Origin of the sequence: Geovibrio thiophilus, assembly GCF_004087915.1 — a bacterium.
In the GTDB taxonomy this organism is placed as follows: domain Bacteria; phylum Chrysiogenota; class Deferribacteres; order Deferribacterales; family Geovibrionaceae; genus Geovibrio; species Geovibrio thiophilus.
On sequence record NZ_CP035108.1, the window covers coordinates 916,050 to 934,785 of the forward strand.

The window sequence follows — 18,736 nt, forward strand, 5'->3', positions numbered from 1 at the left end:
CATTCGGGCGGGGAAGTGCAGTCTTGAACAGGAATGCCAAAAATCTTCTGATATGCGCCGTTTATAAAGATTTCGGCGAAGTTGCAGCATTAAAAAGTGTAGATCTGGAAGTCCGTCAGGGTGAGTTTTTCACGCTGCTCGGACCTTCCGGCTGCGGAAAAACAACTCTCCTGCGTATTATCGCCGGTCTTGAAATACCCAGCGACGGTTCAATAATTCTTAATAATCAGAATATTACCTCGCTCCCCGCTTCCAAAAGACACGTCAACACGGTTTTTCAAAGCTATGCTCTTTTTCCTCATCTTTCTATTTTTGACAACGTTGCCTTCGGGCTCCGCTCAAGAAAGGTGCGTGAGGACGATGTACGCAAACGTGTGAGCGAGTCGCTTGAACTGGTGGAGATGGGAGCCTTGATAAACAGAATGCCCGATCAGCTTTCCGGCGGGCAGAGACAGCGTGTGGCAATCGCCCGCGCCATAGTCAACGAGCCTGAAATACTTCTTCTGGACGAGCCCATGTCCGCGCTTGACGCCAAGCTCCGCAATCAGGTCCAGGAGGAGCTGAGACGCCTCCAGCGCAAGCTGGGAACCACCTTCATCATGGTAACTCACGATCAGGCGGAAGCCCTTGTGTGCAGTGACCGTATAGCGGTTATGAGCGCAGGCGAGATTGTTCAGTGCGGAACCGCGGAAGAGGTTTATGACTATCCCCGCAACCGCTTTGTGGCGGAGTTTCTGGGAGCCGCAAACATTCTGAAATCCAAGCGTGTGGACGGCGGCGTTCAGACTGAGGCGGGATTTCTCGCGCTGGACAAACCCCCTGAATGGGAAGAAGGCTTAATCGCCATAAGACCCGAATGGATAAAAATAGGCGATCAGCCTCAGATAAACGGGGTGCACGCCGTTGTTCAGGAAATTGTTTACCGCGGCTCAAATTTTGACCTCACTCTCAGCCCGGGAAATCTTCGTGTGAGAACAAACGCCTTTAAGCACTTCAAAATAGGCGATAAAGTGTGGCTGGAACTTCCTCCCACCGAACTTGTTGTTCTGGAGGACTGACATGAAGAATGAAAGGATCCTCTGGCATGGTGAAATGACCACCGCAAACGCACTGAGAAGGCGCGGGTCTTCGTTTCTTTCCAGCGGAACATTCTGGCTTCTGGCGTTTCTTATTCTGCCGTCGCTGATCTTTATCGCTTTGAGCTTTGCCGAGAGAGGGGTTTACGGTGAGGTAATATGGAGATTCACCCTTGAAAACTACAAGAGGCTTCTGGGGTTCAGCACCTTCGGCTGGACGCCGGACTATCTGCTTATTCTGGGGCGTTCTGTCGTGGTCGCGGGCGTTACAACGCTTATAGCTGTTCTTCTGTCATATCCTCTTACCTTTTATATAGCCTCACGCCCGAAAAGAACACGCTTCATATGGCTCACAATCCTTATTGTTCCCTTCTGGACAAATATGGTCATCCGCACATACGCATGGATTCTGCTTATGTCGCCTGAGCTGCCGTTTGCGAAGCTTGCCGCTTTTCTTAAGCTGATACCGGACGGAACATCCCTTTACCCGGGTGCGTTTGCCGTGTACGTGGGGATGATAACGACTTATCTGCCGTTTCTGGCTCTGCCCTTGTACGCCAGCGTGGAACGCATGGACTGGACGCTTGTGGAGGCGGCGCAGGATCTTTACGCCTCCAAGTTTAAGATATTCACGCAGGCTATTCTCCCTCAGACAGCCCCGGGGCTTACTGTGGGTATAATACTTACCCTTGTGCCCGCCATGGCTACTTTCGTTGTGCCGGATCTTCTGGGCGGGGCTAAGTATATGCTTGTGGGCAACCTTATCCAGCAGCAGTTCAGCACAAGCAGAGACTGGCCCTTCGGCGCAGCCATAAGCATGGCTTTGATGCTTCTGACTCTTCTGTCCATGAGACTTTACAGGCGCAAAGGAACTAAGGTGGACATAGCATGAAAAGACACCCTGTACTAGCGTCAGTCGCAATCTTCACCATAGGCATGCTTTACCTGCCTCTGATAGGGGTTGCGATTTTTTCTGTGAACTCCGCCAGATACGGTTGGGTATGGAAGGAATTTACCTTCAAGTGGTACATAAGTCTTTTCAGCAATGAATATATTCTTGAGGCGGCGAAAAACACCTTTGTGCTCGCCATAGTCTCAACCGCAGTATCCACAGTGCTCGGAACACTGCTTGCCATAGGCATAACCCAGTTCCCTTGGAAAAAACGCACGGAAAGCGCTCTTGATCTGCTTCTGCATTTCCCTGTGGTTATACCGGATATAGTAATGGCAGGTTCGCTGGTTGTTGTTTTCGCAATACTGAGAGCGTATTCGGGCATATTTGAACCGGGCATGGCAACCATGATCATAGGTCACATCACATTCCAGATAGCCTTTGTTGCTCTCATCGTGCGAAGCCGTCTTGTCGCCATAGGCACAGACCTCCTTGAGGCGGGGCGTGATCTGTACGCGAACAACTGGTACATCATGCGAAAAGTGATGCTTCCTCTCCTTCTGCCCGGCATAGTGGCGGGAAGCATGCTGGCATTCACTCTTTCACTGGACGACTTCGTTATAAGCTTCTTCACCTCCGGTCCTACATCGCAGACCCTGCCCATTTACATCTACTCCGCCGTAAGAAGGGGAGTAACCCCGCAGATCCACGCGCTGTCCACCGTTATCGTGCTTGTAACAGTTGTGCTTGTTGTTCTCGCTGAAAGATTTTCCAGAAAGAAGTAAACCCGTAAGCCTCTGCCTTCGGGAATAAAAATAATAAGGAGTCAGATTATGAGAAAGCTGGTCGCACTGATGGTGCTGTTTCTGTTTTGTACAGGCATAGCCTCCGCCGCGAAAAATGAACTGCGTATTTTCACATGGTCAGAGTACATGGACGAAGCGAAATTTGCCGCTGATTTCCAAGCCGCAACAGGTATCAAGGTTATCATCGACAACTATGAAAGCAATGAGGACATGCTCGCGAAACTTCAGGCAGGCGGCGTAAGCCAGTATGACATTATTATTCCCTCAATGTACGTACTGCCCATACTGAAAGGGCTTAAGCTCATTCAGCCCATAAACCACAGCAAAATACCGAACCTTAAAAACCTTATGCCGCAGTTTAAGAAAATTTCCGATGACATGGACAACAAATACTCCGCCGCATGGCAGTGGGGAACAGTAGGCGTTATGTATAACAAGGAGCACGTAACCGATGCCGCCGCCGCTGACTGGTCAATAGTTTTCGATCCCGCCAAGCAGGCAAAGTCGTTCTGGCTCATGGACGACATAAGAAGCAGCTTTAATCAGGCTTTTTGCTACCTCGGTCTTCCCGTTAACTCCACCAATCCTCAGGACATAAAAAAAGCCGCTGATCTTCTCAGAAAAGTTAAAAACAGCAAAAACTGCCTCGGCTTTAAGACAGGCGTGGGCGGCAAGAATGATGTAGTGGCAGGCACGGCTGATGTGGCTATAGTCTACAACGGCGATGCCATGCGTGAGGTTTTGGAAAACCCCAAAAAATTCGGCTATGTGGTACCCAAACAGGGCGGCGACTTCTGGGTCGATGTTATGGCGGTTCCCGCAAAGGCTCCCAACCCCGAAGCGGCTCATAAATGGATCAACTGGATACTTGATCCCAAAATAGGCGCCGAGCTCTCCAACTACAACAGCTACGCCACTCCTAATCAGGCATCTCTTCCCTTCATTGAAAAGGAACAGCGTGAGAACACCGGCATTTACCCCAGCGATGATGTTATGAAAAAACTTAACCCTATCATAGACGTGGGCAACGCTATGCGTCTTTACGATGAGGCGTGGACTTACGTTAAGTCACGTTAAGCATATAATTGCCGGCTTCCCGCTGCGGGGAGCCGGATTATTTCTGATAATTTAATTACGGAGCATTTTATGAAAAAAGTTCTGGTTCTGGGACTCGGAGCACAGGGCAGCACCATTGCCAAGCACCTTAACAGCCACCCCGAAGTTGAAAAGATTATATGTGCGGATTACGACGGCGCTCTTGCTGAGCACATGGGGGAAACTCTCTCCAAGGCGGACTGGAAGCAGGTCGATGCTAATCAGCTTACGTCTGTTATCGCGGCAGCGGAAGGATGTGACCTGATTATCAACGGGCTGCCGCTTGCGTACAACCTTAAGGTTATGGAAGCAGCGCTTGAAGCGGGAGCAGACTATATGGATCTCTCCGGTCCCATGGAGGACATAGGATTTGTGGAAAGCTACAGATGGCTCATGGATGAGTGGAGCAGGCGTTTCCGTGAAAAGGGGCTTCTGGCTCTTGTGGGCTGCGGCATTGCTCCCGGGCTTGCCAATGTTATTGTCCGTGAATCCGTGGAAAAACTTGATAAGTGCGATTTCATAGGTATTTATTTCTACGACGGATTTATCAGCAGTCACTTTGTCCCATTCTGGTGGTCGCCTGAGGTGGCATTGGGCGATATGATGTACAGAACCTTCCGCTATGAAGACGGAAAGTTTGTTACGGACACCCCTTTCAGCCGCCCTGTGTATATGAAGTTTCGGGGCATAGACAAAGAGATACGCATGGTTGACCATGAACACGACGAGCCTGTGACCATGGGGCTTCTGGCTGATTCCGTGCTGAAAGGCGCAAAGGATATAGAGTTCAAGTACGGCGGTCCTCAGATTGAGATGTCCGAATATCTGTACAAAGCAGGTATACTCAATAAAGATACTGTTCAGGTAAAAGGGGTGGAAGTCAGCCCGTTTGATGTGCTTATGAAGGTTATTCCCCGTGCTCCCCGTTATGAGCATGAGATTCAGGCTGTGATAGATAAGGGAATTATCAAGGACGAAGGCGCTTTCCTTGTGCGTGTCAAAGGCTCGGTCGGGGAAAAAGGTGTTCAGATAGACAGCTATACCAACTTCCCCGGGCTTGAGGAGGCGTTCCGCAAAGCGAAAATGACTCATGAATCATACTCCACAGGTCAGTGCGCCGCGGTTTTTGCGTCTCTCATGGTTGAGGATCTGTGTGAAGAGAACGGAGTGATAGTGCCGGAGCAGCTTGATGAAAAAGGCAGAAAATATGTTTTAAGAGAACTCGGGAAGCTCAGCATCACAGTTGATGAATATGTGAGCTGACGTGCAGTGTCCGCCGCACACGCTTGTGATGACACGGCAGTCCGGTTTTAAAAAACAAAGCCCCGAACCTTGAAGGTTCGGGGCTTTTCAGGTTTTATTTTTTCAGCACTTTACGCACGGAAGTTTCAAATATGTCCATAGCCTGCTTAAGCTGTCCGTCAGTCAGCACCAGAGGGGGCAGGAAGCGGATAACATTTCCGTAGATTCCAGCGCCGATTATCAGAAGCCCCTGTTTGACGCATTCGGCTATTACAGCCGCCGCAGAAGCCTTATCCGGCTCCTTGGCGGCGGGATCCTTCACAAGTTCGATGCCTATCATAGCGCCGAGACCACGGGTATCTCCTATCTGCGGGAACTCAGCCTGAAGCTTTTTAAGCCTTGCCATGATTTTTTCACCTATGGCAAGCGCCTTGGAAGCGAGATCATTTTCCTCCATAAAGCGGATGGTGGCAAGAGCCGCCTCGCACGCAAGGGGATTGCCGCCGTATGTTCCGCCTATTCTGCCTGCGCCGGCTGAGTCCATTATCTCTTTTTTGCCTACAACAGCGGAAAGGGGCATTCCTGAGGCGATGGACTTAGCCAGAGTCATAAGATCCGGAACCACATCAAAATGCTCGACGGCAAACATTTTTCCGGTGCGGCAGAAGCCTGTCTGCACTTCGTCCGCGATCAGAAGGATCCCGTGTTTATCGCAAATTTCTCTCAGACCTTTCCAGTATCCTTTGGGCGGGATATTGAAACCGCCTTCCCCCTGCACCGGTTCAAGTATTATTGCCGCTATATGGCTGGGATCAGCCTCGGCTACGAAGAAACGCTCAAAATAATCAAGGTAAGCCCTGCAGGCTTCATCCTCGGAGACGTGAAGCTGACCCCTGTAAACATTGGGGAAGGGGACTTTATATATTTCAGGCGCATAGGGACCGAAGCCGTGCTTGTACGGCTTAACCTTGCTGGTAAGGCTCATGGTGAGGAGCGTTCGCCCGTGAAATCCCGACTCAAAGGATATTATACCCTGACGCCCTGTGTATGCTCTGGCGATTTTGACAGCGTTTTCCACTGCCTCCGCTCCGCTGTTTACGAACATTGCCTTTTTGGGCATATCACCCGGAGTTATTTCCGCAAGCTTCTGCGCCAGTTTGACATAAGGCTCATACATTGAAACCATAAAGCATGAATGCAGAAGTGCTTCCGCCTGATTTCTTATAGCGTCCACAACTGAGTCCGGACAGTGTCCGGCAGTGGTTACGCCTATTCCGGAATAGAAATCAAGATAGCGGTTGCCGTCTATATCCTCTATCACCGCTCCCTTCGCCTGCTTTATGAAGATAGGCACAGAGCTTGAGATCCCCTCTGCAACATATTCCGATTTAGCTTTTATGAGAGCCGCTGTCCTGCCGCTTTGCTCTGAAACAACTGCTGCCAGTTCGGTACCTTTTAACATTGCTCCTCCTTTTAAAAGAACACTTATTCTTACCTTGATACTAAGCAAGCAGAGTGCCAGATGTTCCAGAGAGGGTGTTGTCCTTATTATTTATATCAGCCTTTCTCTATCATCTTTCAGTAACCGTATTGTCCGTCATTGACATGCTCCATCCATTGAACCGTCGAACCGTTGAGAGGTGCTGAGATTGCGACATGAGACATGGGGCTGTCCGGTGCGGCTCCGTGCCAATGGCGTTCATTCGCCGGAATCCAGACGACATCGCCCGGCAGAATTTCCTGAACAGCTTCTCCTTCAGACTGAACCAGACCATGCCCTGAAATGACAATCAGAGTCTGTCCTAAGGGATGGGTATGCCATGCTGTGCGTGCCCCAGCTTCAAAGTTTACGATTCCTCCCTGATAACCGTCCTGCTGTTCTGATGAGAATCTGGATTCAACCGTGACACTGCCTGTGAAATAATTTACTGAACCCTTCGCAGGTTTTTCATTTCTGATGACTTTTGCCGATTTCATCCTGTTCGCAGGAAGGTCTGCACCGAGCAGATCGTAGAGAGTCTCAGCGGCTCTTTCTGCACTTTCGGCACTGACTTCTTGTCTGAGCACAGCAAGAAAATCTTCGAGCTTAGTTTTATCCAGCCCCACATTCATTGAAATTCTGAGGTGCCCTTTAAGCTGCGCTTCCGTACCCGCCATTGCCGCCAGAATGCTTATGGTCACCAATTCCCGTTCCTGATGGCTGAGCACATCCCGATAAAATATGTCGGCAAAAAGGTGATCCACTAAAAACTGGTCAATGACAGGGGTAAAAGCCGAATAACCGGTTGTACGTTTTGACATATCAAAACCGGCGAGAGAGTTTCTGATATTATGACCGTACGTTGTTTTATCGAAACCGGAGGGCATAGGAGCTGCCTCTCTGCCTGTTTTGTCATTTACCCCTTGCTCTTTTCGTTTTTCCAAAACAGCCATGAAAGCATTAATACCGTTCAAGGCACGGGGAAAGCCTGCATAAGCATATGTATGCACCAGTATTTCCTTAACTTCATTAACCGTCAGTCCCGCATCCATCCCCTGCTTAAGGGCTGTTTCCAGCTTCGGCATGTTTCCTGTGGCAGTGAAAGCCGCAATTGGAATTGTCGCTTTCTGACGTGCATTTAAGCCCTTGTTGGTTTCAGCCGCGGCTTCAGAGACAGCGGTAACACAAAATATCGCGGCGAGCAATGTCAGTATATTTTTTTTGAAAGTATTCATAATGCTTTCCTCTATTAAATTGGCGGTTCGGGGCAGTCAGTTTTTTTGAAAAAGTATCAGTTCAGTCCTTTTTCAACTAGCCAGTCCGACATAAGATCTGCGATTTCAATATTGTTCAGATCAGAGAACGGGAAGTGAGTGTTGCCATGTATACCTATTTCCGGCAGATGTACCACTTCTGCATCACCTCCGTGACTGTTCACTGTATTTGCCCATTGGCGAGCCATCTCCAAGCGTATCCGCCATTGATCCTGACCGGGATTTTCAATCGGCTTCTCCGGAATGTTATCACCGTAGTAAATAACAATCGGGATCTTGGTTAATTTCATAAAGTCGGACAAGGGGATCCCAATAGCCCCAAGGGTTCCGCCGGAGCTGGCTTTCGGAGCGGGAACCTCGCCTTCGGGGAAAACAAAATTACTTCCGGGCTCATATGAGACCACTGCGCGAATATTGGAGCTTTTTATAGCTGTTTGCCAGCCCATGCCTCCGCTATTGGAATGGGTGACAAGAATGCCCTGACCAATCTTTTCAAACAACGCTGCGACTGCATCCGAGTTTAAATTTATATCTATTGTTCCGGTATCCGGTGTCATTTGGCGGAAATACTGGTTCAGTGATTCCTGATCGCGGGGGAACTGTACTCCGTCAAAGTATTCAGGCCATATTCCCACACGGAAAATATTGAACCATTTCTGCTCATCGGGCACAGGATTGATAGTAACTGACTGAGTGCTGCGTCCCGCATTGCCTCTGCGCGGCTGATCAAGCACATAAACGCCGTAGCCGCGGCGCAGAAAAATATTCTGATAGCCTTCTCGCCCGTCCGGTGTTGTCTCCCATGTCTTTGAGAACTGTCCGAAGCCATGCCAGAACACGAGAGGCAGTCTGCGGGCTTGTTCAGGAATCTGGTAAAATACGTAAGCATGATCTCCGTGAAATGTTTGCCCCTCGGGAGTCATTTTGACAGGATTGAATGTTCCGGGGTTGGTGACCACTGAACCGCCAGCGGCAAAGCTTCCCTGCTCTTTGAGGATAATTGGTGCGGTTTTACCGCTGTGTTCTGTGGTTGCGCATGCGGAGAGGCTCATGCTGACGAAAGTCAGCATGAGAACAACTACCAGTTTTTTGAAACTTATGTTCATGGTTCATCTCCTTATTTCAGTGTATTACCAAAGAATTGGATTAATTTTTCCATAGACTGGTTCACATACTGCGGTTTCCAATAGGTTTCGATGTGGGTTGCACCGTCTATCAGAAATAATTCTTTGTTTTTCGCATTGACAGCCTTTTTAAAGGCATCCTGAGTCATGTACAGCGAATCGGCATTGCTGCCTGCCATCATAAGCAGTGGCTGGTTGATCAGATCCATGTTGTTGGTTGCGTCAAAATTCATTAAGTCAAGGAGACTGCTCATGGTGTATCTGAAAGTTGAATTCGGATGAGCGTGAGTCTTCCAGTAGTATTCAAAGCCTTGGCGGTATAAATCAAACGGCAGTTTGGCAATCTGTTCATCAGTCAGCTTGGTGTCGGCAGCATAGATAACCGCGCCGCCGGCGGCCTCTTGCGCGCGGGCGTCTGAGGCTTGCTGCAAGCGCTCCTGTATGGTTGATAACTGCGAGTCCATATAGCCGTTTCTCCTGACCAGACCCGAGTTAAACATGCTCAAAGTGGCGATCGTTTTAAAACGTTTATCAGTTTGAGCGGCGCTTAAGGAATATCCGCCACCGCCGCAGATACCCAGTAAGCCTAAACGACCGGCATCCACTCCCGCATATTGAGTGATGAAGTCAGCCATCCCCCGAATATCTTCAATCCGGTTTGCAGGCTTATCCACATTGCGGGGCAGACCGCCGCTGGCACCCTGATACGCAGCGTCCGCAGCAATGGTGATGTATCCTTGTTCAGCCAAACGCTGAGCAAACAGCCCGGCGACCTGCTCCTTTACGCCGCCATTGGGGTGGGCCACAACCACCGCTGGGTACTTGCTGCTGGGGCTGTAGTCGGCAGGAGTGTAGACATTGGCAGAAATAGCTGTGCCATTAAGCTTGTAGGTGACCGGATGAATATTAACTTTGCCTTTTACGTTCTTGGAGATAGCTCCTTCATAAACAAGAGTAAACTGGTTAAGCTTATAGTCTGCGGCAATTGCTGCCTCCGGTGAAATAATTGTTGCCGCCAGCAACAAAAATATGGCTTTTAAATTTAACATTATTTTTCCTCCGTTTTTTTGCATTTTTAATACCTCGCCTCTTATTTTGAGCCTCAACTCAGCGTCCAACACGCTTTTGCAGGTGCGCAGGATACCTGTCACCCTTTACTGTTATCTTTGCAAAGGCTTCGTCTATGTTTTTCAAGTCTTCCTGAGTCACTCTGATATTGGCTCCGCTGAGATTCTCTTCCAGTCTGTGCAGCTTTGTGGTGCCGGGGATAGGAACTATGTACGGCTTCTTAGACAGCAGCCACGCGATGGCAAGCTGCGCCCGTGTTATTCTTTTACTTTCAGCTATTTCGCCGAGCACATCCACAACAGTCTGGTTTGCTTTAAGCGCTTCCGGAGCGAAGCGGGGCACTGTACTGCGGAAGTCCTCTCCGGCAAACTTAGTATCTGCGGATATGGCTCCTGTCAGAAAGCCTTTGCCGAGCGGGGCGAAGGTAACGAAACCTATGCCCAGTTCCTCAAGGACTGGTATTATCTCTTTTTCAGGTTCGCGCCACCATATGGAGTATTCACTCTGGAGTGCGGTCACAGGCTGAATCGAATGAGCCCTGCGTATGGTATCCGCACCCGCCTCTGAAAGTCCGAAGTACTTAACCTTACCCTCTGCGATCAGGTCTTTTACCGTTCCTGCTACATCTTCGATAGGCACATCCGGATCGACCCTGTGCTGGTAATAAATGTCTATGACATCAGTTTTAAGTCTTTTCAGCGATTCTTCGGCTACTTTTCTGATATGTTTCGGACGACTGTTCAGGATTTGCTGCTTACCGTCGTCTCCGAAAGTGAAGCCGAATTTGGTAGCTATAACGACCCTGTCGCGCACAGACGCAAGCGCCTCGCCTACAAGCTCCTCATTTATAAAGGGTCCGTAAACTTCTGCCGTGTCAAAAAAGGTGACGCCTTTCTCAAATGCGGCTCTTATAAGCTCAATCCCTTCTTTTTTGTTCGTAACGGTTCCGTAACCGTAGCTCAGCCCCATACATCCGAAGCCTATTTCTGATACTTCCGGTCCGTTTTTTCCAAGCTGACGTTTTTGCATAGTTTTTCCCTCTTTAAAATATATTAACTGTCAATTTTTTCCTTCTTCAGCCAGTCACTGACCTGAGCCAATGTGTCCTTCTCCTGTTCACCCTGCATTGAAAATCCGCTGAGAAGCGTTGCTTTCGGTGCATGTTCCGAGAGTACTGCGACACTGCTTCCAGTACCGTATTTACCGTATACTATGAAGGGTCTCAGTTTTTTCCCTGATAAATTATGCTCCGAAAGAAATGTTCTGATCACTGCCGGCGGGCTTCCTCCCCACACGGGAAAGCCGAGCAAAACGGTATCGTATGAGTCTATATCGGGAACAAGTGTTTTCAGAGGAGGTCTGTAGCCGCTTATTTTTTCTTGCAGTGCTTGTTCGACTGTTTCATTATAATCCTCTGGATAAGGGTTTTTTGGCAGGATTTCAAAAAGATCTGCATTCAATGCGCGTTTAATTTGACCTGCTACAACACGGGTATTGCCGCTTCGGGAAAAATAAGCCACCAGAATCCGCGAACCGGAAGCCAATTCATTCTCCGCAGCTTCGGCAGATGCCTGAGAACCGTTAATGTCAAACGCGGGGATCAATATTGAACCCGTCAGCAGGACGATAAACTTCCTGCGGGTTAGTTTAAACGGTTTTAAAGAGGTTCCTTTAAGGCGCGTTCTCATAATCATATCTCCTTGCGATTGTACATACGCATCCATTATTCAGTCTGCTCCCGTTATTAAAGCTAACAGCTTACACAAAAAACAGGTAGACCAATGCTGTCTGTTCATTGCCTGTTTCTCTGTGAGGTTATAAATAATATTGAAATTTAGTGAATGAACGGATAGCTTAGTACAGTTCATCAAGGTTGGAAAAAGGGGATAGCTTGTGGAAAAAAGTAATATTTTGTTAGATTTCACAATCGATAACTTAGCAGAAAGCATTGCCCGATTAACTGAAAAGGGAGAGTTGCGCACAACGGATGTTCCCGGTTTGTCGCTTTTTCGAAGAATTGAACCCTCCTGTCCGGTCACCGGAATGTATGAACCCAGTGTCTGCCTGATTGCGCAGGGTGCTAAACAAGTGCGTTTAGGCGGTGATATATTCACATATGATTCAAGACATTATTTATTTTCCGGATTACACCTTCCCGTTATTGCACAGGTTACAGAGGCGAGCCGCGAGAAACCATACTTAGGTCTCAGGCTTACTTTTGACTATCGAAACATATCCCAGTTGATGGCGGACAGCCAGCTGCCTCCGCCTCTGATACATAAAACTGACAGAGGCATGGCTACAGGTGACTTGACCGTTCCGTTAGTCAACGCTTTTCAAAGGTTGGTTGATCTTATTGACGAAAAACAAGATATTCCTATTTTGTCTTCGGTCATTCAGCGTGAGATTTTTTATCGGTTACTGGTAGGTGAACAGGGGATCAGGCTGCGTCAGCTCGCAGTGACCGGTACCCAAAGCCAGCAGATTGCCCGGGCAGTGCTGTGGCTTAAAGCAAATTTTTCACAGCCATTAAGAGTTAATGATCTGGCTGAAATGGCGAATATGGGTACCTCAACCTTTCATCACCATTTTCGCAGTATGACGGCACTCAGCCCTTTGCAGTACCAGAAGCAACTGCGGTTGCAGGAAGCCCGCAGACTGATGCTGACCGAGCATATTGATGCTGCCTCAGCAGCGTTTCAAGTCGGCTACGAAAGCCCCTCTCAGTTTAGCCGTGAATACAGCCGGCTGTATGGAGCGCCACCGGTACGAGACATTGTGGCACTGCGTTTGCAGGCTGCCGGAGTGGAAGAGTAGGCATTTTTCATTATTTTTGCCGTTCTCTATCATTTAATTCATTTCGTATGATTGTTTTTACTCTCAACTATCTTACATTTATAGCAAATGATGCCATCAGGGCGCAGAGGAGAAGGGGAACCATCATAAGCCCTGCCGTCTGCCACGAATAGTGACCGGCTAAAAAGCTGAATAACACAGGACCGCAAAACATTCCGGCATTCTGCCCGAGTGCTATGGCAGACATCCCTTTACCGGTAAGATGCGGCTCTTTCATTATTTCTGAGACTGATGAGAAAGTTGCCGTGGGTACAACCCCTCCTGTAATCCCCAGAAGGATAAGCAGAAAAGGAAAAGCGGCACTTCCTGCTCCGAAAAGAAAAAACATCACGAAACAGACGATGATAAGACCTGCGATCAGAATTATTTTCCTTGATTTGAGCAGATCGGAAAGCCACCCGCATAGAGGTGCGGAGGCAAGAGAAAAAAGCATAATCAGTGCAGTAAGCATTGAGGCTTTCAGCAAAGAAAGCCCGTGTTCCTGCTCAAGAAAAATCGGAGCGTAGGTCTTAACAGATACGATAACAATATTATAAATCATAAAAACTGCGGCGAGAAGCCAAATGCTTTTATTTGAATAAAGGCTGCCGCTGATGTTTCCGTCCGTTTTATATTTCATTTTAAATCCATCGGGCATACGAAAAAACAAAAGAAAAGCAGCAAGCGCCGCCAATGTGTAAACAGAGGTGAATATCCACGCGCTCTGCCATACACCCAGTGCGGGAGCGGCAATAAACATAGTAATTGTTCCGATAGGAACCCACGTTGCCCATACACCCATTGCCGCACCTCTCCGTTCCGGCGGAAACCATGCTGAAATAGCAGCAGGACCTGTAACAGAAATGAGACAGAGCCCTATGCCTTCAATTATACGGCTTGAAATCAGCATAAGCAGGGAGGTTGACATGCCCCCCATGACAGACCCCGTCAGAAGTGCCGTAAGGGCAATGGTTCCGGAGGCTTTCATTCCTATCCTGCCTATAATGTGACCGGAAGGAAGAGCAAACAGCATCCCGACAAGAGCAAACAAGGACATAAGCCAGCCTGAAACCGCAAGGCTCATATCAAAATGCTCCACGAGCTGCTGCATCATGGGCGGTACCTTAAACTGGTTAAGCGGAGCCGCCACGCCGGCGGCAAATACTATGAGTAAAATAAAATAACGATTATTGAGCATTTTCCTTCCACAAAATGAGCGCCTCTTTTTGAAGCAGGTGTTGTTGTATCTCTGCGAAAGCTTTTCATGATGCCTGCACGGATGGAGGCTGTCGAAAAACTCAGCAGCTCTTCTCGACAAGAAGCCTTATTCTGCTTATTGTTTCCTCAAGCTTTTCTTCCTCTATTGAAGCAGGGCAGAGAAGTATGTGGCTTGTGTCATTTCTGTCAAAGAAGTAGCCCGGATAAGCGTCTGTCATGATGCCGTGCCTGTTGAATATCTTGCGGATATTTACTCCCGGAAAGTCAAGCCAGAAGTGGAAATAACAGTTTCTTTCATCCCACTCCGCTTTAGGTTTAAGATGCTTTTCACACAGCCTCAGCGCCGCTTCACGTCTTTTCAGCACAAAAGCTTTAATATCCTTCATCATAACATACATCATGCCACTTCTGAACATCTCATCGGCCACAATCTGCATAAAAAAGTTTGCTTTGACACCGTTCTGGATAAAAACATTGCTGAAATGCTCAATGAGGTATCTGTCCGCAATGATCCATGAGAGCTGGAAGTCAAAGGGATAACATTTAAGCATGCTTCCCATATAAATAACGTTTCCGTGAGTATCAAGTGATTTAAGAGGGTTCAGAGAAATTCTTGAGTGCCATATATTGGCAGAGTGGTCTATTTCTACTACCGGAATTACGTATTTATCCACCAACTCAATGAGTTCAAGCCTTCTCTTTCTGCTCATGACAATTCCGGTAGGTCCCTGATCGGTCGGATCGAGATGAAGGATCGGACAGCACCTGTGCTTAGCAATTTTTTTTTCAAGATCAGAAACGGAGATTCCATGTCGGTCAAGCTTGATGGGAGTCATGTTCATTCCAAGGGAGTGAATGTTTGAAATAGTATTGATTATGTTTGTCTGTTCGTATAAAAAACTTGAATTGGTATTCAGAAGCGATTCATAGACATAATAGAGCCTCTGGATAGTCTCAGAGGATATAAGAACGTTTTCCACATCCGTTTTTATACCCATGCGTTCAACATGACGCACCACTGACTCCCGCAGAGCGGTGAGACCGTATTTTGTAAGCTCAAGGTTTTTTTTTTCGTTTATCCTCAATGCGGATGTTTTCATGGCATCATGAAGATACTCCGCTGTATGAAAGCTGTTGCTGAGACTGAAATTGGTAAGCCCGTTGGAGTTTCCCCAAAACCTGTATTCTTCAAAGCTGGTTTTGTGTCTCGCCTTTTTTATATAGCTTTGCCAGTTCACCTGTTTGCTGTCGAGCCTGTTTGTTATTACATAGCCTGATTTAGGGTAGGAAACCAGCAGTCCTTCATGCTGAAGCTGGCTGAAAGCAGAAATCAATGTAGTTTTACTTATCCCGAGCTTGGTCATAAGTTGTTCCCGACCGGGCATTTTTGTTCCGTTTTTGAGTTCCCCGTTTTTTATTTTTTCTCTGAAAAAATTTGCAAGCTGCATATACATTGGGAGTTTTGATGTACTGTCTGCTTTCCATTCATATAACATAAATACACTCCTGATCAGGAATAAAAAATTCAATTGTTTGTGACTCTCTCTGCAAAAAACGGAACTGCTTTTCTATAAAATAGCCTGAAACAGCTCTTTCCGAAAGTCCCAGATTATCTTCAAGTATAGGGACAAGATTGCGGATACCTCAGTTAACTTGTGGGATTTAGCAGCACCTCCACGCAGCGGAAGGTACTGAACCCTCATTTGCGTTCATGAGTAACTATTCGGTATATACTCCTTGTATATATAGAATATTTAATCATATGCGAAACAGTATGAATCCGCTGTTTTGCCTATGCTTGTCTCTTGAATATTACCTTATCTGGACCTTTTTATTAGTCAATTAAACATTAATATACAATTACGAATTAGCTAATTCAGTACGCTTTCATTGAGGTAGAACATGAAAACAGTTCAAGTAAGCAGGAGATCGGTTCTAAAAGCGGCCGGAATCGCGGGAGCTGCCGCGGTCATGGGAATTAACCTTGACAGCACAAACTCCGCTCTTGCTGCGGCGGAAGCTAAAAAAGGCATACTGTCCAAAGATGACTGGCACTACGGTCACTGTCGCATGTGCATGAGAGGAACGTGCCCGAATATGTACCGTGTGGAAAACGGCGTGGCGGTTGAGGTAATGGGCAACCCCAAGACTCCCACCAGCAAAGGAGCACTCTGTGCCAAGGGACAGTCTATAATCCAGAACCTTTATAACCCTTACAGGGTTAAAGCACCCATGAAAAGAACCAACCCTAAAAAAGGGCTACAGGAAGATCCTCAGTGGGTGGAAATATCATGGGATGAAGCCCTTAATACAACGGCAGGTGTCCTGAAAGAGATTAGAGAGAGAGATCCAAGAAGATTTGTATACTCAGTTGGTTTCGGAGATATGGATTTCTTCTGCACATTCCTTTTTTATTTCGCTGGAGCATACGGGACTCCCAACTACATAAAAACAAATGGAACACTTTGTGTTCTTCACTACGCTTCCGACCTTGTACAGGGAGTTTTCCCCGGTGTTAAGCCAGATGCAACCTACGCAAAATACATCCTTGCAATGGGCATGAACCTTGGTATGGGTATTGCGTCTTCTGATGGTGGTGTCAGAGGACTTCTCAACCGTATATATAACGAAAAAGACATTAAGGTTGTGTGTGTTGACCCCCACTGCGGGCCCGATGCCTCAAAAATGGAGTGGGTACCAGTTAAACCCGGCGGAGAACTTGCTTTTCTCATGGGCGTGGCAAACAGCATCATCTTTGAAGTTAAGAAGATGGACTTCGAATTTCTTAAATGGAAAACCAACGCTCCGTATCTTGTCGGCTCTGACGGCTATTATGCAAGAGGAGCAGACGGTAAGCCGCAGATCTATGACCTCAAAGATAAAAAAATAAAATCCTTTGATGATAAAACACTTACCGATCCTGATATTGACGCTAAAAATGTAATGATTAACGGCGTCAAAACAAATGCAGGCTTTGTTCTTGTTAAAGAAGGTCTCAGAAAAAATACACCCGAATGGGCAGCTAAAATTTCCGGTATTCCTGCTTCAAAAATCAGGGAAGTTGCAAAAGATTTCGTTGATAACGCCAGCATAGGTGAATCAATTGAGATGATAAACGGAAAAGGGGAAAAGGTTGTTCTCCCTAAGCGCACATCCGTATGTGAAGGCAAACGCGGTATTAAAAATATGCGCGATGGAGTTCACTCCGACCTTATGACTAAGCTTCTCAATATGCTTGTAGGTTCACTTGACGTACCCGGAGGCATGCTCGGTACACAGAGAGGGCGTTTTTTAAGTCCCGATGAGGACGGCGTTGTAGCCCCAAAAGGTGAGGCAAGGTTCAAAAAACCTGTTTACCCTCCTCAGCATATTAACCTTGCGGAGTACTTTCCCCACAGGCACACTCTGCCCACACTTGCCTTCAAGGTTGCGGCTGATACACGCAAATACGGGCTGAACTATGACATAGAAGCTCTGCTCACAGTGGGTGGAAACGTAATCGCCAGCACCACTGAGCCTTATGAAATGGCTGCTTCTGTTGCCAAAATACCCTTCTCCGCAACAGTTGCCTACCACTATGATGAAATGGCACATATGGCAGACATTCTGTTACCTTCACACGCCCTGCTTGAAAAAGAATCTGTAAACTCATACGAAGGTGCGTTTGACGTTTATACAAAGGAGACTATCTCAACAAGAGTAATGATGTACAGAGATCCCATGCCTCCGCTGTATAATACCAAACAGCCGCAGGATATAATTATCGAGCTCTGTGAGCGCATAGGAATGATCGATGATTTCAATGCCAACATCAATAAAACAGGTGTAATTCTCGGTGAGGTTACTTTTGCGAAACTTGATCCTAAGGATTACCTCGAACCCGGCAAAAGATACACCATCGCGGAAATCTGGGACAAAGGCGTTCGCGCTTACTTCAACAAGCCTCTTGATGACATGAAGCGTGACGGTATCATCGTTCAGCAGATGGCTCCTGCGGATGCTTATAATTCATCCTTCTTTAAAAAAGGAGAAACAAGACACCCGATTTACTTCGAACGTCTGAAACGCAGCGGAGATGAGCTCCGTAAATTCTTTACGGAGTACAAGGATAAGATATATCTGCCTGATTTTGATATGGAAGATCAATTCCGATACTACGAACCGGTAATCACATGGAGACCGAAAGATCTCACTAATGTGAAGAAAGGCGAAAAATATGACCTGATCTCCATTAACTGGAAAACCCCTACATCAGGCATAAGATCCGCAGCTGTTGATCAGCTTCCTTATCTGAATGAAGTTAGTGAAACCTTCGATCCTACATATGGCAAAATATGTCTCAATACCAAAACAGCAGCAGAAAAAGGAATTAAGGAAGGTGACACAATCTGGGTTGAATCAGCCAACGGAAAAGTCTCCGGTCAGGTTCACATTACAGAGCTTATTTTCCCTGATGTTGTAGGCTTTGCAGGTGCTCTCGGGCGTCTTGTTGATTCTCTGGGCAAAAAAGCGGCTTCATACCCCATGTACAACAAACTTACGAACGCAAAAGTTTCCAACTGCTGCGCAGTGGCGATAGGCGTCTCTAACTCTGTACCAGTTCGTATTTACAAAGCCTGAGGAGAA

General features: G+C 47.3%; 15 protein-coding genes. 7 read left to right on the forward strand and 8 right to left on the reverse strand.

Annotated elements, in window-relative coordinates; all coding sequences use genetic code 11:
* Positions 1-23: 23 nt before the first annotated feature.
* The 5 genes from EP073_RS04270 (at position 24) to EP073_RS04290 (ending at position 5,132) form a co-directional block, all read left to right on the forward strand.
* Positions 24-1,058 (forward strand): ABC transporter ATP-binding protein, encoded by a 1,035-nt coding sequence (locus EP073_RS04270; protein WP_128465937.1) that lies wholly within the window; start codon positions 24-26, stop codon positions 1,056-1,058.
* A gap of 1 nt (position 1,059) precedes the next feature.
* The gene (locus EP073_RS04275; RefSeq protein ID WP_128465938.1) at positions 1,060-1,968 is read left to right on the forward strand and encodes an ABC transporter permease; all 909 of its coding nucleotides are present in this window, start codon (positions 1,060-1,062) and stop codon (positions 1,966-1,968) included.
* The gene (locus EP073_RS04280) at positions 1,965-2,753 is read left to right on the forward strand and encodes an ABC transporter permease (protein WP_128465939.1); all 789 of its coding nucleotides are present in this window, start codon (positions 1,965-1,967) and stop codon (positions 2,751-2,753) included. The genes EP073_RS04275 and EP073_RS04280 overlap by 4 nt, the downstream gene beginning before the upstream one ends.
* A 48-nt stretch (positions 2,754-2,801) precedes the next feature.
* The gene (locus EP073_RS04285; protein WP_128465940.1) at positions 2,802-3,851 is read left to right on the forward strand and encodes a polyamine ABC transporter substrate-binding protein; all 1,050 of its coding nucleotides are present in this window, start codon (positions 2,802-2,804) and stop codon (positions 3,849-3,851) included.
* Positions 3,852-3,920: 69 nt separating this feature from the next.
* Positions 3,921-5,132, forward strand: coding sequence for a saccharopine dehydrogenase family protein (locus EP073_RS04290; protein ID WP_128465941.1), 1,212 nt, complete (start codon positions 3,921-3,923; stop codon positions 5,130-5,132).
* 94 nt (positions 5,133-5,226) lie between these two features.
* Here EP073_RS04290 and gabT read toward each other — a convergent pair whose 3' ends face one another.
* The 6 genes from gabT to EP073_RS04320 all read right to left on the reverse strand — a co-directional run bounded on the left by gabT (position 5,227) and on the right by EP073_RS04320 (position 11,745).
* Positions 5,227-6,573, reverse strand: a complete 1,347-nt coding sequence (gabT, locus tag EP073_RS04295) for a 4-aminobutyrate--2-oxoglutarate transaminase (RefSeq protein ID WP_128465942.1) — start codon at positions 6,571-6,573, stop codon at positions 5,227-5,229.
* A 116-nt stretch (positions 6,574-6,689) separates the two neighbouring features.
* Positions 6,690-7,826 carry a (R)-mandelonitrile lyase gene (locus EP073_RS04300; protein ID WP_128465943.1) on the reverse strand — a complete coding sequence of 379 codons (1,137 nt, stop codon included), beginning with the start codon at positions 7,824-7,826 and terminating at the stop codon, positions 6,690-6,692.
* 56 nt (positions 7,827-7,882) lie between these two features.
* Positions 7,883-8,971 carry an alpha/beta hydrolase gene (locus EP073_RS04305; RefSeq protein ID WP_128465944.1) on the reverse strand — a complete coding sequence of 363 codons (1,089 nt, stop codon included), beginning with the start codon at positions 8,969-8,971 and terminating at the stop codon, positions 7,883-7,885.
* Positions 8,972-8,982: 11 nt separating this feature from the next.
* Positions 8,983-10,038 (reverse strand): alpha/beta hydrolase, encoded by a 1,056-nt coding sequence (locus tag EP073_RS04310; RefSeq protein WP_206617495.1) that lies wholly within the window; start codon positions 10,036-10,038, stop codon positions 8,983-8,985.
* A 58-nt stretch (positions 10,039-10,096) separates the two neighbouring features.
* Entirely contained in the window at positions 10,097-11,086 is a 990-nt protein-coding gene (locus EP073_RS04315; protein WP_128465946.1) for an aldo/keto reductase, read from the reverse strand.
* A 23-nt stretch (positions 11,087-11,109) separates the two neighbouring features.
* A complete protein-coding gene (locus EP073_RS04320) occupies positions 11,110-11,745 on the reverse strand; it encodes a flavodoxin (RefSeq protein ID WP_128465947.1) in 636 nt (211 codons plus the stop codon).
* Between the two features lie 205 nt (positions 11,746-11,950).
* On the opposite strand from EP073_RS04320, the gene EP073_RS04325 reads away from it, so the two are divergent.
* Positions 11,951-12,874, forward strand: coding sequence for an AraC family transcriptional regulator (locus tag EP073_RS04325; RefSeq protein ID WP_128465948.1), 924 nt, complete (start codon positions 11,951-11,953; stop codon positions 12,872-12,874).
* A gap of 67 nt (positions 12,875-12,941) precedes the next feature.
* Here EP073_RS04325 and EP073_RS04330 read toward each other — a convergent pair whose 3' ends face one another.
* Both EP073_RS04330 and EP073_RS04335 read right to left on the reverse strand, forming a co-directional pair.
* A complete protein-coding gene (locus tag EP073_RS04330) occupies positions 12,942-14,090 on the reverse strand; it encodes an MFS transporter (RefSeq protein WP_128465949.1) in 1,149 nt (382 codons plus the stop codon).
* A gap of 100 nt (positions 14,091-14,190) precedes the next feature.
* On the reverse strand, positions 14,191-15,606 hold the full coding sequence (locus EP073_RS04335; protein ID WP_128465950.1) for an aminotransferase-like domain-containing protein: 1,416 nt from the start codon (positions 15,604-15,606) through the stop codon (positions 14,191-14,193).
* Positions 15,607-16,012: 406 nt separating this feature from the next.
* Here EP073_RS04335 and EP073_RS04340 point away from each other — a divergent pair, with 406 nt between their 5' ends.
* Positions 16,013-18,730 carry a molybdopterin-dependent oxidoreductase gene (locus EP073_RS04340; RefSeq protein WP_128465951.1) on the forward strand — a complete coding sequence of 906 codons (2,718 nt, stop codon included), beginning with the start codon at positions 16,013-16,015 and terminating at the stop codon, positions 18,728-18,730.
* Positions 18,731-18,736 lie beyond the last annotated feature (6 nt).

Coding starts and splice junctions, on each gene's coding strand:
- EP073_RS04300 (WP_128465943.1), bottom strand. CDS start 7,826: ATGAATACTTTCAAAAAAAATATACTGACATTGCTCGCCGCGATATTT.
- EP073_RS04335 (WP_128465950.1), bottom strand. CDS start 15,606: ATGTTATATGAATGGAAAGCAGACAGTACATCAAAACTCCCAATGTAT.
- gabT (WP_128465942.1), bottom strand. CDS start 6,573: ATGTTAAAAGGTACCGAACTGGCAGCAGTTGTTTCAGAGCAAAGCGGC.
- EP073_RS04285 (WP_128465940.1), top strand. CDS start 2,802: ATGAGAAAGCTGGTCGCACTGATGGTGCTGTTTCTGTTTTGTACAGGC.
- EP073_RS04340 (WP_128465951.1), top strand. CDS start 16,013: ATGAAAACAGTTCAAGTAAGCAGGAGATCGGTTCTAAAAGCGGCCGGA.
- EP073_RS04315 (WP_128465946.1), bottom strand. CDS start 11,086: ATGCAAAAACGTCAGCTTGGAAAAAACGGACCGGAAGTATCAGAAATA.
- EP073_RS04290 (WP_128465941.1), top strand. CDS start 3,921: ATGAAAAAAGTTCTGGTTCTGGGACTCGGAGCACAGGGCAGCACCATT.
- EP073_RS04275 (WP_128465938.1), top strand. CDS start 1,060: ATGAAGAATGAAAGGATCCTCTGGCATGGTGAAATGACCACCGCAAAC.
- EP073_RS04310 (WP_206617495.1), bottom strand. CDS start 10,038: ATGTTAAATTTAAAAGCCATATTTTTGTTGCTGGCGGCAACAATTATT.
- EP073_RS04280 (WP_128465939.1), top strand. CDS start 1,965: ATGAAAAGACACCCTGTACTAGCGTCAGTCGCAATCTTCACCATAGGC.
- EP073_RS04305 (WP_128465944.1), bottom strand. CDS start 8,971: ATGAACATAAGTTTCAAAAAACTGGTAGTTGTTCTCATGCTGACTTTC.
- EP073_RS04330 (WP_128465949.1), bottom strand. CDS start 14,090: ATGCTCAATAATCGTTATTTTATTTTACTCATAGTATTTGCCGCCGGC.
- EP073_RS04320 (WP_128465947.1), bottom strand. CDS start 11,745: ATGAGAACGCGCCTTAAAGGAACCTCTTTAAAACCGTTTAAACTAACC.